The sequence below is a fragment of the Bacteroides sp. MSB163 genome, from assembly GCF_036416795.1.
GTDB lineage: Bacteria > Bacteroidota > Bacteroidia > Bacteroidales > Bacteroidaceae > Bacteroides > Bacteroides maternus.
Map to the genome: position 1 here is coordinate 616525 of NZ_CP143867.1, position 14284 is coordinate 630808.

At 39.2% G+C, this 14284-nt stretch carries 6 protein-coding genes; all 6 read right to left on the reverse strand.

Features of this window, described 5'->3' with window-relative positions; all coding sequences use genetic code 11:
• Nucleotides 1-11: 11 nt before the first annotated feature.
• Entirely contained in the window at nucleotides 12-3218 is a 3207-nt protein-coding gene (locus VYM24_RS02145; RefSeq protein WP_330941344.1) for a SusC/RagA family TonB-linked outer membrane protein, read from the reverse strand.
• A gap of 799 nt (nucleotides 3219-4017) precedes the next feature.
• On the reverse strand, nucleotides 4018-5226 hold the full coding sequence (locus tag VYM24_RS02150; RefSeq protein WP_330941345.1) for a family 43 glycosylhydrolase: 1209 nt from the start codon (nucleotides 5224-5226) through the stop codon (nucleotides 4018-4020).
• A gap of 78 nt (nucleotides 5227-5304) precedes the next feature.
• Nucleotides 5305-7176, reverse strand: a complete 1872-nt coding sequence (locus tag VYM24_RS02155; RefSeq protein WP_330941346.1) for a fibrobacter succinogenes major paralogous domain-containing protein — start codon at nucleotides 7174-7176, stop codon at nucleotides 5305-5307.
• 27 nt (nucleotides 7177-7203) lie between these two features.
• Nucleotides 7204-8601 carry a pectate lyase family protein gene (locus tag VYM24_RS02160; RefSeq protein ID WP_425286650.1) on the reverse strand — a complete coding sequence of 466 codons (1398 nt, stop codon included), beginning with the start codon at nucleotides 8599-8601 and terminating at the stop codon, nucleotides 7204-7206.
• A 286-nt stretch (nucleotides 8602-8887) separates the two neighbouring features.
• Nucleotides 8888-10978 carry a RagB/SusD family nutrient uptake outer membrane protein gene (locus VYM24_RS02165; RefSeq protein WP_330941347.1) on the reverse strand — a complete coding sequence of 697 codons (2091 nt, stop codon included), beginning with the start codon at nucleotides 10976-10978 and terminating at the stop codon, nucleotides 8888-8890.
• Nucleotides 10979-10997: 19 nt separating this feature from the next.
• Nucleotides 10998-14261 carry a SusC/RagA family TonB-linked outer membrane protein gene (locus tag VYM24_RS02170; protein WP_330941348.1) on the reverse strand — a complete coding sequence of 1088 codons (3264 nt, stop codon included), beginning with the start codon at nucleotides 14259-14261 and terminating at the stop codon, nucleotides 10998-11000.
• Nucleotides 14262-14284: the final 23 nt, after the last annotated feature.

Consider the following 14284-nt stretch of genomic DNA (forward strand, 5'->3'; position numbering starts at 1 on the left):
CATTGTCTAATTTAGAATGTTAAGTTTACGCCTACTACCCAACTTTTAGAACGAGGATAGGAAGAATTATCGATACCCGGTGTCAAAGCACTACTTGATGCGGACACTTCAGGATCATACCCCGTATAACCGGTAAAAGTATGAATGTTATTCAAGGTACAATACACACGGGCATTACTGATTTTAGCGCGTTGCACTAATTTCTTTGGTAAAGTATATCCCAAAGTGATCGTATTTAAGCGTAAATAAGAGCCATCTTCCAAGTAATAGCTACTGCGTTCACTAATGGCAGTTTTGTTATTCCCTGAAATATTCCACAAAGCATTGCCATCATATTGGTGTGGATTCAGTGCAGCCAAACGAGCCAAATCAGAACTTTCTTTACCCGTTGAAGGATCAATCAATGTGAAACGGTTCTTCATTTTTTCAAGTGTATTCTGATTAGCCAGATACGGGCCAATAAAGCGCTGAGTACTCATGTTGAACACATCATTACCTACTACAAAATTCATGAAAACAGTCAAATCAAATCCTTTATAGGTAAACGTATTATTCCAACCTCCTACAAAATCAGGAGCCGCATTACCAATCATAGTACGGTCATTAGTACCCCATACCGGATTTCCATCTGCATCTACCTCACCCGCCGTCGGTCTATATTTAGCATCACCCGGCTTTACATTTTCACGATTAGAACCTTTCAAATAAGGAACACCAGCATTCAATGTATAGCTACCATCAGCATTCTGTGTAAAATCATCCGTCGTATAAATACCATCATAAATTAAACCAAAGAATTGCCCCAACGGTTTTCCTTTTTCAATTTTGAAACCCATGCGAGATTCATATTCTGTTATGAAATTATCAGTTTCACTATCACCATAAATATCCAATACTTTTGAACGGTTGAAAGCAATATTGAAATCCATTGTCCAGGTAAAATCCTTCGTACGGATATTAGTGGTATTCAAAACTAATTCTACACCACGATTACGGATAGAACCAATATTCTGGAATTGATGGGTATAACCGGTAGAAGTCGGAATATTATTCTTAATCAATAGATTTGAAGATTCGTTATTATACCAGTCTACTGACAGATTAACACGACTGTTAAGAATCGATATATCCAAACCAATATTAGTAGTGGTAGTCTTTTCCCACTTCAATTTGGGATTTCCAAGTGTTGTACCAGGTACCAGTGTTATGTAATCACTGCCATTATAGCCATAGTGACCTGAGCCATAATCTGTAGCATACATATTATTATCGACATTATTATTACCTGAGGTTCCATAACCTACACGTAATTTCAGATTTTGGAAGAAATCAAAATCTTTCATGAAACCCTCTTCAGAAATACGCCATGCAGCAGAAGCTGAAGGGAAATAGCCCCACTGTTGGCCACGAGCAAATTTAGAAGAACCATCAGCACGTAACGTTCCAGTAAACAAGTAACGATCACTATAGTTATAAGAAAGACGACCAAAAAAAGAAACAAGACCAACTCTACTTTTTCCGGATTTCCATGTTTGTGGAGTACCCATACTGACATCATTCAATCCAAAATTACCATCTGAGAATTTACGATATTCATTATCCAAATTCATGGATTCCTGATACCAAGTTTCCTGTCCAAGCAAAACATTAAAACGATGAACCTCTTTCACGTTAAATGCATAATTCAATGTATTTGTAATCTGCCAAGAGAACTTTTCGCTATTATTGCGACACCCATAGCCATAAGGACTTTGATTGGAAGAAGCTGTCTTCGTATTACCATTATCCCAATAATCCTTACGCACTTGCTGCCACATATAACTCCCGGAAGTACGGAAAGTCAAATCTTTCAATATATCTATTTCCAACCCGGCATTCACTGTTGCCATACGGGTATATTTCTCGTTCGTAATAGATTGGTTATTGATGATTGGATTATTAGCATCATAATTATCACCACCATACATTTCAGAAAAGAGGTCAGCTAAATCAGAACCTAACAATTGTTCATTAGTCCACTTCACACCACCTGTTACCGGCTGCAAAATAGTCTGTTTCAATGTACCACCCAGCGAACCTCCACCATCAATTTTAGTCATTTGCAAGCTAGAAGAAAAGTCAAAGCGCACACCTTTCCATAATTCATGATTAATCTTAGCACGGATACTATTCTTTTGATAACCATGTTTATCCATTATGCCATCCTCGCCAGTGTAATTGTAGCTCAACATATATTTAGTCTTCTCACTACCACCACTGATATTCACATTATGATTCTGTGTGATACCCGTATTACCGAACACCTCATCCTGCCAATCAATACCGGCACGATTACCATACTCATTAGCAATACGACCGTATGCACCGGTATAAAAATCACCAGAATTTATATTACCGCCGAAAATACTTGAAAAGTTATCTTCATTTCCACGAAGTAACTGGAACTCATACTGATACTTTACATAGTCTTCAACTCCCATCAAATCCAGTTTCTTACCTAATCGGTCAAAACTAACAAAACCATTATAAGAAACTTCAGTCTTACCTGCCTTACCGGATTTCGTAGTAATCAATATAACACCATTGGAACCACGAGCACCATAAATAGCCGTTGCAGAAGCATCCTTCATTACATCAATAGTTTCGATATCATTAATATCTACATTCTGCAAACCATTTTCCATTTGGAAACCATCAACAATATAAAGTGGTTCTGTTCCTTGCGTGATAGATGTACCACCACGTACCGTAATATTGATATCAGCACCCGGAGCACCACTCTGCTGTACGATATTCACACCAGCCGCTTTACCCGCCAATGCTTGTGCTGCAGTAGTCACAGGAGCAATAGCCAAATCTTTACTACCCACTGAAACAGAAGAACCCGTCAATTCTTTACGCTTCACCTTCGCATACCCAATAGCAACGACTTCTTCCAACATTACTGAAGATTCTTTGAGAGTAACGGCAAAATGAGTTTTACTGCCAATGACTACAGTTTGGTCTTCATAACCAATAAACGAAACTACCAATTCTTTAGCAGAAGCTGGTACAGAGAGTTTAAAATTACCATCCATATCAGTAATAGTACCAATGGATTTGTCACCTTTCACCGTTACAGAAGCTCCAATCACCACATCAATCGCATCGCGAACCGTACCGGAAAGCGTCTTGTTCTGGGCAAAGATACCTAAAGGACAGCCTATCAATAGAAGCATTAATAAGCACATTTTTGTGTGTAAGATTCTCATAGATTATTAATATAATTGATTAATAAATAAATTTAAGATTAATAGAATACGCTACCGTTATCGTACACATTATTCCGGCTGCAAAAATAAAATATACAGCCAACTTACATTATATATATTTTGACTGAAACACTTTCTCTTTTGACTTTCCTTAATAAAAAGGCTTATTTTTTAGACAAAAAGACAATATTCGTACCAGTATTCTTAATGATTCATACATATAACCAAACTAAAAATGCGATAATAAAAGATGTATTGAAGCATACATACTTTATTGAAAAAGTTAGTTCCCAAGAAAAATCAGAACTAACCAAGTAACGACCAGTTAAGAGTAGGTACACGTGTTTTTTCATTTCTCAAATGTAATCACCATTTCAGGATATTTATCAGTCAGATTTACAGATTCGGTCATATCCTCTTTATATATACAATTCCAAAGGAGTATCCTTTTTAATAATAACTACTTTCCAGTCACTCTTACGTTCCGCACATTGCTTACCGGAAAATTTCCAATATAGCAGATGATTGTCCGCATTCATCTGTTTACCATAGAATAAAGGCAAGATATTTATACCATTCAGTTATTGAGATCACTTATCCGTTGCATTAGCCACTGCTGTCAATATAGCCATTACATTTGGAGAATATATTAGATTTTCTTCTATTACTTTATGGTCTCTAGCATCCGGTAATTTCATAAAAAAGAGGCGATAAACTCCACAGAGCTACCGCCTTCTTTACTCACTAACCTTTTATAAACCTCAATTTATTCTTTGTTCCATACTTCTGTCCATTTCTGTTCCCAAAGTTCCCGATCTTTCTCACCAACAAAAGGCTGTTCCTTCGCCGGATAAACCAGACCATCAGCGGTGAAACTTGCACGAACAAAGCCTACTTTCTCCCGAAAATGAGACTGACTGTCATTGCCGAAATAGCTGCACCACCAATTATCTTCTTTATCTTTAAAGAATCCGGTGCCACCACCGCAAGGTATCGATTCATGGCGTTTTTGATAGGGTCCGTAAACATTATCAGAAATTGCCAAACAAGTAGAATATCTTCCTTCATAATTGTCAGCCGCTCCCAGATAGTATTTCCCATTCCGTTTGAACAGTACCGCACCCTCATGTCCCAGATCATTCATACCACGACCTACACACTTCTTAGCATGATGGTCCGGATTATGATCCGGTTCAGTCAGGACAACCCGACGAAAGGGTTCAGCCAGGCCGCTCATATCATCTTTCAACAGAGCAATCTCAGTTGCCTGCCCGTATGTGAAATATACTTTACCATCCTCATCCTCGAATAAAGTGGCGTCAATTCCCTCAACAATGGGACGATCAATAGTAAAAGCGTTTACGTAAGGCCCTTCCGGTTTGCCTGTACTACTTTTCAATATTCCAATCCCATCCGGACACATACTGAAGCAGATGAAATAATTTCCTTTGATGTAATGAATTTCAGGTGCCCAAACAGCACGAACTGCACGTTTTGGGTGCTTACGCCATGTTTTCACCCATTCGTCCGCTTCCTTATCAATATCCCAAACCAGACCTAAATACTCCCAATTATGCAAATCCGCAGATTTCCACAGTTCTATACCCTCAGCCCAAGCCCAGATATTATCACCGGAGGAACCTGTAAGATAGTAATTTCCATCGCCACCCAAAGTTACAACTCCATCACGCAAATGCAGTTCCCACGCAGGCTTAATGGGAGGTACCAATCCTTTTTCCACAGCTGACCCCGTACACATCCGGAGATTTCCTTCCTGATATTCCGGACGGGGATAATTGCCACAGTATACAACTCCTTCAGTACCACTTCTCCAACCTCCACGACCATCTCTCTCTACAGGCATTCCCGGTCCGCTAACGCCAGAGAACTGTTTAGCCCACTCTATTTGTTCTTGCGGTGCAATATATATATCTTTCTGAGCAAATGCCCAACAGGAAAACAAACAATTTACCAAAAGAAGGAGACTTCTTCCAAAGCTTGAATTAAAAGAAAATATTCTCTGATTTACTCTCATGTTTTTCTATATATAAAATTAATCTACTTTTACACAACGCACGGAGAAAGCATTGGCACGGCTATTCTTCCCTGCCGTATCTACTTTATCCTTGCCCACGTTCATGTAACTTGCATCTGCCCCATTGGATGCGGAAGCTGTACTTTGCCAATAGTAACCAGATTTCTCCGCATCCTGAAGTTTTCCTGTTTTACGATTACGTAAACCACCAAGCGGATACCACAACTCCTGTCCATTATAATTTAAAGAGTAACCTAAATTCTCTGCATCCCAATTAGAGGTAGAGAGAAAAACACTCGCCTCAATGCCGGATGTAGAAGAAGATGAATTCAACCATGTATCACGCGGTGCAACCATGTAACCTTCAGGACAAGGATCGTATACAGATTTCTGAATTGAAGCAACTGACGGATAATCATATCCTTCGGGATTTCCCCAGAGAGCATTATCACCCCAATAGAGCCAGTCATATGAATAATAGTAAGGTGGGGCGGAAACATTGCTCTTGGAACGTGAATACTTAATATATGTAGCCGGATTCTGGACAGAATAGGCCACCGTACCTCTTTCTTCACTACCACTTTCTATTTTCAGGCTAACTACCCCACTCTGGTCATACATCTCAGCTTCAGTATTCTTTCCTATTTCACTGGTTGTTACAAACGGGTCTTTACGCCCCCATTGATAAAGTAACCCTATGGATCCCGCATCACCCGGAGTAGCAGAAACAGCACCCAGATTACGATCCATAACTGTATAACTATTGCCTTTGCTATTTACTCCGAAAGGTTGATCTACAACATCAGTAATCCAAATATGATAAGACCAAAGGATAATAGCATCCTCTGCATCAGGATCTTCCATATCATAAATAGCGACAACCGCATTACCTGGTTGCCCATTCAAAGTAGCTGTGAAAGATTTACGGTCGGAAGATAATGACACATTGCTTATAAAATCGGTAGAAACATCATTCCAAAGTAATTTGGCAGAACGAGCTAATCTGCTATCGTCCGAAGCATGATTCTCATAAGTGTACTTCAGACTGGTAGTATAGTAAGGAGTACAATCAACGGTTACTGAAGTTGTACCGGGAGCCACCATGATTGAGTTGGCCTTACCATAATAATTGGTCACCGATACCCATTCAATGCTCTCTAAAGCAACAGAAAGTACTTTACCGCGTTCAATGCTCTTTCCGTTCAAGTCTACAGAGCAAGTCCCCATTCCTTTGGGAGAAACCAAAGTTATATCCAACGCGCTACTCAATGCCATTGGCGGAAGAGCAAGATATAACTCCTGTCCTTCGGATATGTTTATATCACCTTTCAGCACAAGTGTCTTCGAAGTATTCTCCCGGAAAGTAACCTGCCCCGTCATTGTATCCAAACTTATATCTCCTGTGAGTATATCATTCTTAGACTCAAAAGTGACGGAGGTAAGAGACGCAAAATCTTCATTAGCCGGAACTATCAGTTTCAATCCTCCACAGACTGCATTCATTTGCATATTATTCAACCCGTCATTATCTGTCAGGCAATAAAGCGGACAAGCGGACTGGTCTATCGCACCTTGTGTATAAGTCTGAACTGTCGGTAAAGAATAATCCAGATTATTGCCCGAAAATTGGGCATTAGCAGGATAATAAATCAGATATTGATTGGCAACAGGAACAACGTACATACTAACGCATGCATTCGACAATACAGAGTATTCCGTTCCATTGATGCCTATTTTTTCTCCAGTCTGGATTTCTACCTTCAATTCATCTTCCTGATTAAGGGTCAAAGTAAACGAATTGGGCTGTTCATAAATTAATTGTTCGGTATCGTCACAACTAACCATAATTACCACTAATGCAGCAACGAGATATTTTATCAGTGTTTTCATACTGTTTCTTCTCCTTATGTTTAAGAGTTAATTATTAAGTTTAGCATCAAGTGTAAAGATATAGTTTTCGATATTCGTATAACCGTTATTTGCTATCTTTGCAGCATCAGAGGGATCATTCTTATCCAAACCATATTTGTCTTCAAATTCATCGGGTATGCCGTCATTGTCGCTATCCAAAGGTTTCTCTCCGTTTTGAATAGTGCCTATACCTCCCAATGAAAACTGCTGTACATCTTGTTCATTCTGAATAATCGTTCCCTTTTTACCCAATGAAGTCAACTCATCAATCAGATATTGGTCTACTTCGTCACGAACCGGAAGGCTGGCACCTACATATTTCACAATCCAATGATAGGCCTCCGTTGCAGATGTTTGCTGGCTAATAACAGGATGTTTGTCAGAAGGTGCACTCAGGAAGGTCGGCTCTCCTTTACAATACTCAGTCCAGTTGCTTTGTGTCAATTCAAAGCCATTAAGCGAACCACCTTTATCATTATCATAATAATTTCCTTTATAATAAGTTCTAAAGTCGGCATTGCCTCCCAGAAACGGCGGAGTAGGACTCATCGGAACTTTTTCCACCTTAATAGAGTTATCTTCTTGTCTTACATTCTGCCAGTTGTCTACAGGACCTACAATAAAGTAGTTATCCTCAATAGTTGTTTCCGACTGGCCGGACGAATCACCACCCATATTATAAGCGGCACCACTTCCCCAGTTATAAACCACATTGTTCACAAACTGATTCAAACCTTTCACTTTCGGATTACGTGTTTTATTATCAGTATAAAGATTGCGAAAAAGGGTGATACCTGATTCGGTATCAGTCTGAATCAGCCCTCCACAGGAATGATTTTGCAGTCCCTGGCCAAGAATTGAATTCTGAATAGTGATATTGCGTGGAAATGTCCCTTTACTATCCCAATTGATAGAGAAGTTTTCGTCACGCCCCCAGGTAACAGATAGATGGTCAAAAATCATATTCTCACCATTTGCTATTCCGGCAGCATCTTTTCCATCAGGACCTTCTATTCCCATACGGATGCGCAAATGACGACAAATAAGATTGCTAGCCCCGGTAAACGATACACGATTGCCATAAAGCACAATACCATCTCCGGGAGCAGTCTGAGCTGCAACAGTCAGATTTTTAGAGAATACAAGCGCCTCTTTCAGATGGATTACGCCCGCTACATCAAACACAATAATACGGTCGGGCTTACTCACGGCAGAACGTAATGAGCCTTCTTCATCATTATCTTCCAAAGTCGTCACATGATATATTTCTCCGCCACGACCACCGGTAGCATTAGCCCCATAACCTTCCGCACCGGGAAAAGCCAGAACTTTACCATAGTCGGGAAAAGGGCCGTCGGTACCTTTCTTCAAAACAATCTCAATATCATTATCGCTGCAACTCATTCCAAACGTTGCAATAAGGAGTAAAACTCCGGCACTCTTAAAGAAGTTTAATAGAGTAGTTTTCATTTTAGGTTGATTTATACAGGTAAACATTTGTTGTTCGCTAAAAGCAATAAGAATCCATGCCTCTGTCCGGACGGACAAAAGCCTATCTTTTAATAATAGACATTTTAGGAATAAATAATTGAATTAAAAAGATAGCCTTAAACCCACATAAAAAATCTATAAATATTTGTTTTATGCAAATTTAAGGCTATGTATTATCTGCTTTCAGAATGAAGCAAGATTATTTGGCGTAAGCCGGATGCTGAGTCAGATTCGGGTTATCTACCATCGGATGTCCGGGATCCTTTGCAGCAAAAGGTAACAATTCGCAGCAGTTCTTTTGGAAACCATAGTACAAACCGTCACTTCCATCAGAAGCTTCAATCCAATTAGGGAATTTACCACCGTTTTCGGCATAGCCTGTAGGATTTTTATAAATGATGGCACCAATTTGCAAAGCATTAAATCCACCGGTAAAACCGACAGCTTTACGTGCATTGCCATTGAATGTACTTGTATAAGCTTCAAACATATTAGTCGGATACCATTTGTCTCCATCTTCTACCACAACTCCATGAGCTCTCACAATTTCGGCTAACTTCGCTTGATATTCATTATATTTTCCTTGTTCTGTCGGAATCTCTTTTATAACTACAATTTCAGCCTCATCTGTCAAGTCAATATAATCCAAAGCAAGGAATTTATCACCATACTGCTGTCCATCTACCTGGAACTTATACAAACGGTAAATCGGCATATTAGCATACTTGCCTTCTCGCTTAGAAAGATCTTTCATATCCTTCTTAGCTTCTTCCAGTTGTTCGGACAAGCGATTCATACGAATCATATCCGTACGAAGCATAAACTCGCCAGCAAACTCCCATTTACGTTCCTGGAGTAAAGCATCTTCAAAAGCTTGTTGATCAGATGGTATGGAAAGCGCACCTACTCCGGCACGGTCACGCACTTGCTTCAAAGCATCTTTAGCAGCTTGTGTAGGACCGTTATTCAGATAGTTTTGAGTTTCAGCATACATCAATAATACATCGGCATAACGCATTACAGGAATGTTTAAGTTACGCTTTGCAGCCTCTTGCGGCTCCACGCACCAAGGAATACGGAATTTTCCGTGCATAATGCAAGAGTAAGTAGTACCTACATCAACAAATGTATCATCCGCTGCACCTTTATTCAAGAAGTAGATACTATAAGATGTACAAGTAACGTCACGACGCGTGTCATTATCATCAAACGACAAATAATACGTTGGTAGCATAAACTGCATAGCTTTACGTGAACCATAAGTACCACCACGAGATCCCGGTTGCGCCAAAACCCCAAAATTAGAGTTTGTATTCGGACCATATTGTGCCAAATCCCAAATCATTTCAGCATCTGTGGCAGTGAAATTACGCTGACAGAAGTTGTACCACAAATATTGGAATCCACTCATGCCACTTTGCGCTTGAATTAAAGAATTTTCGTTCTTATCGATAATAGCTTTACAAGCATCGTTAGCAATCTGATAAAGTTCACGAACGCGTGCTTCATCATCACGGCGTGCCAATTTCAAACTGGCAGGGTCATTCGTCTGCAGATTCCAACGTAATGAGTAACCACCTGCATAAAGAGCTGTACGAGCCAGCAGAGCATAAACACCTTGCTTAGACAAACGTTCCGCTGTGGCGTATCCACTTTCCTTGAACCAAGGTACCCAATCTTTAGCTTGCTGCAAATCTGCAATTATCTGATCATATATTTCATCACGTGATGAACGTTTAGGATAGAATGTATTTTCATCATTCGGATCCAGTTCTTCCATCGGAGTCCATACTGCCGGAACATCACCATAAATACGTATTAAGTTCAAATAACAAAAAGCACGAATAGAAAGAGCTTCACCTAATAGAGCATTACGTTTAGTAGTTTCACTCATCTTCTTCAATTTAGAAATTGCAAGATTGGTAGACTCAATGATACGATACCCCTCTTTGAAGATTGTAGTCACTGTAGCAGGTACCATTGGATCATAACTATAATTACAAATTCTATATTTTGAATTATTAGTAGAACCGTCTTCACTGGAGTGCATCACAGTCTCACCCATACCTAAATGGTAATACATTTCCTGATGAATCAAACCACGATAACAACCCAGAATAAACAATTCCGCCATATCCTCATCTTGAAACACCGTTTCGGAGTCAGGGTCTGTGTAGGATGGCATATCAAGCCAATCCTGACACGAAGTCATACTTAAAAGGAAGGAAGAGATAGCTGTTGCGAACAACGTCTTCTTCAACCCAGACAATATTATTGATACTTTTTTCATGATTAATAAACGTTTTAGATTAGAATGTTAAGTTAAGACCGATTACATAGCTTCTGGAGCGAGGATACATAGAACTGTCATATCCAGGCGTACAAGCCACATAATCACTACTACCAGCAGAAACTTCAGGGTCATAACCAGAATAGCCGGTAATCGTAGCCAGATTATTAGCCGTGAAGTAAATACGCGCATTAGAAATCATAGCTTTCTGTAACCATCTCTTGGGGAATGTATAACCTACCGTTACCTGTGCAATACGCAGATAGGAGCCATCCTCTACATAATAAGAAGAAGGATAAGTGATATAACTTGAATTCGTACTACCCAAATTCCACAAACGAGAAGATTCATCAGGGTTCAATTCTTTGATGCGTGCTAATGTTGTAGCTTTCTGTCCCGTTACAGGATCTATCAGACGATAGTAGTTACTTCCAAACTCAGCAGGTACATTTTGGAATTGTCCATAAGGGCTCATACTATGCTTAGTTGCGTTATAAATATCGTTTCCGATAGAGAATTTCATAAATACACTCAAATCAAAACCACGGAAAGTAAAAGTATTATTAAAACCGCCGATACAATCCGGAGTACCATTACCAATCTTTACCTTATGAGCTTCAGAGAATTGTGCTGTACCATCTTCACCGGTTTGATTTGCTGCAAATTTAATATCACCAGGTTGCACAGGTTTAGCTTCTCCCTTTGAATTTACAGGAACAACAACGCCTTCACGCAAGGAGAAATTACCTTTATCGTCCTGCATAAAATCATCAGTAGTATAGACTCCATCATATATATAACCATACATGTCACCTAGCTTCTGGCCAACTACAGCATAATAAGTTACTGTACCGGAACGATTACCGCCAACAGCAAAAGTTTTTTCATTCTGTCCAGTTTCCAACGAAATCACTTTGGAGCGATTGAATGCCAAATTCAGGTCTGAAGTCCAACTAAAGTCCTTTGTTCTTATATTCACCGTATTGAGAGTCAATTCAAAACCCCGGTTACGCATTTTTCCCACATTTTGATATTGCGCTGTATAACCAGTTGAAGATGGGATAACACATTTCATCAACATATCACTTACTTCATTGTTATACCATTCTGCTGTCAGATTCACGCGACTATTAAACAAAGCAACATCCAAACCAACATTAGTGGAACGCAATGTCTCCCATTTTAAATTCTTATTTCCTAAAGTGGTATCCAGTACATAAGCCAATGTACCGGTATTATTATTCATCGGATAATCAGACTCCTTAATCGAAGTTGTGTATAAGTAATCACCGATATTACAATTACCCGTCGTTCCGTATCCCACACGCAATTTCAAACTATTAACATAATTCATCAGACTACTTTCTTTAAAGAAACTTTCTTCAGAAATACGCCATGCAGCTGATGCAGAAGGGAAGACACCCCATCTGTTACCGTCTGCAAATTTAGAAGAACCATCGGCACGGACAGTAGCTGTAAACAGATATCGTTCGTCAAAATTATAGTTAGCACGTGCAAAAGCAGAAACAATACCGCTATGCTTATGAGAAACACTCTTCTCATAAACCGTAGCATTAGCTATATTATCAAGCCCGAAGTTAGGATACGGGAATTGTCTAAGCTTCATTGAATTTCCTTCCGATTCGCTATAAGAAGCTTCATGTCCTAACAAAACATTCAACTTATGTTTTTTAGCAAAAGTCTGATGATAGTTAAGAGTATTAGTGATTTGCCATTTGTAAGACTCATCATTACCAATACTACCATTAATACCTGTATTTTTCGGATCCATCAAATAAGAAGTAGAATTATGGTCAGCAAATGAATCTGATTTAGAACTAGACCATGTATAACTTCCAGCTGTACGCCAAGTAAAATATTTAAAGAGATCAAATTCTATCCCGGCATTAACCGAATACATACGTGAACGTTTTTTAGAGGTAGAAGCCTCATTCTGAACTAGTGGATTAGCCGTATCATAATTACTGTTCAGAGAAGAATAATTCGGATAGGTCTGAGTATTCAACAATTCATCTTGTGTAAACATAGTACCTCCATTGATTGGCTGAAGCAAAACGTTCTTCATACCAGAATAAGCACCACCACCCATCGTTTTCTTATTAGAAAACATAGCATTTACATCCAAGCGAACCCCCTTATAGAGTTCTGTATTGATCTTTGTACGGAATGAACTTCTATTAGAACTATGATTAGCCAGCAAACCATCTTGCCCATTATAATTGTAAGTCAACATCACTTGTGTCTTATCGGTACCCGTAGTAACATTGACATTATGACTTTGTGTTAAAGCAGAACCTCCAAATACTTCGTCCTGCCAATCAAGTGTGGAAGCACCGGCATAGCGATCATGAATACGGCTGTAAGCACCTGTATAGAAATCGGAGACATCCGTAGCTAGATTATTATCAAAAACACTGCTCCAGTTACCCGGCACCCCCTGCAAATTAGCAAATTCATACTGATATTTCACATACTCTTCAGCATCAGACATCATATCCAGCTTTTTACTGAGTACATCGAATGAAAAATAAGTATTATAATTTACTTGAGTCTTACCTTTCTTACCCGATTTAGTTGTAATCAAAATGATACCGTTAGAACCACGTGCACCATAAATTGCCGTAGATGAAGCATCCTTCAACACATCAATACTTTCTATATCATTCACATCAATATTGCTGAGCGCATCACTCATTTCAAATCCGTCCACAATATAGAGTGGTGCAGTACTTTGAGTAATAGACATACCTCCACGAATAGTGATATTAGCTCCTGCACCCGGAGCACCACTGGCAGTAACAATATTTACACCGGCAGCCTTACCTTGCAAAGCCTGTGCAGCAGTCATAGCCGGAACTGCTGCCAAATCGTTGCTTGACACCGAAGAAGTTGCTCCCGTCAGATCTTTACGTTTCACCTTCGCATAACCAATGGCAACAACTTCTTCCAACATCACAGAAGACTCTTTTAATGTAACATCAAAATGAGTTTTGTTACCAATTACTACAGTTTGATTATCATAACCAATAAATGAAACAACCAACTCCTTTGCAGAAGACGGTACAGAAAGTTTAAAGTTACCATCCATATCGGTAATCGTGCCGATTGAATTATTACTTTTCACTGTTACAGAAGCACCAATCACCACATCTATCGCATCGCGAACTGTACCGGTGATTGTTTTGTTCTGAGCAAAAATACTTAGAGAACTACCTATTAATAGGAGCATTAACAAGCAGAGGTTTTTGTGTAAGATTCTCATAGATTATTAATATAATTGATTAA

Bases quoted from the DNA above. Each gene is read 5' to 3' on its own strand.
- VYM24_RS02155 (WP_330941346.1), bottom strand. From the start codon at position 7,176: ATGAAAACACTGATAAAATATCTCGTTGCTGCATTAGTGGTAATTATG.
- VYM24_RS02165 (WP_330941347.1), bottom strand. From the start codon at position 10,978: ATGAAAAAAGTATCAATAATATTGTCTGGGTTGAAGAAGACGTTGTTC.
- VYM24_RS02160 (WP_425286650.1), bottom strand. From the start codon at position 8,601: ATGAGTTGCAGCGATAATGATATTGAGATTGTTTTGAAGAAAGGTACC.
- VYM24_RS02170 (WP_330941348.1), bottom strand. From the start codon at position 14,261: ATGAGAATCTTACACAAAAACCTCTGCTTGTTAATGCTCCTATTAATA.
- VYM24_RS02145 (WP_330941344.1), bottom strand. From the start codon at position 3,218: ATGCTTCTATTGATAGGCTGTCCTTTAGGTATCTTTGCCCAGAACAAG.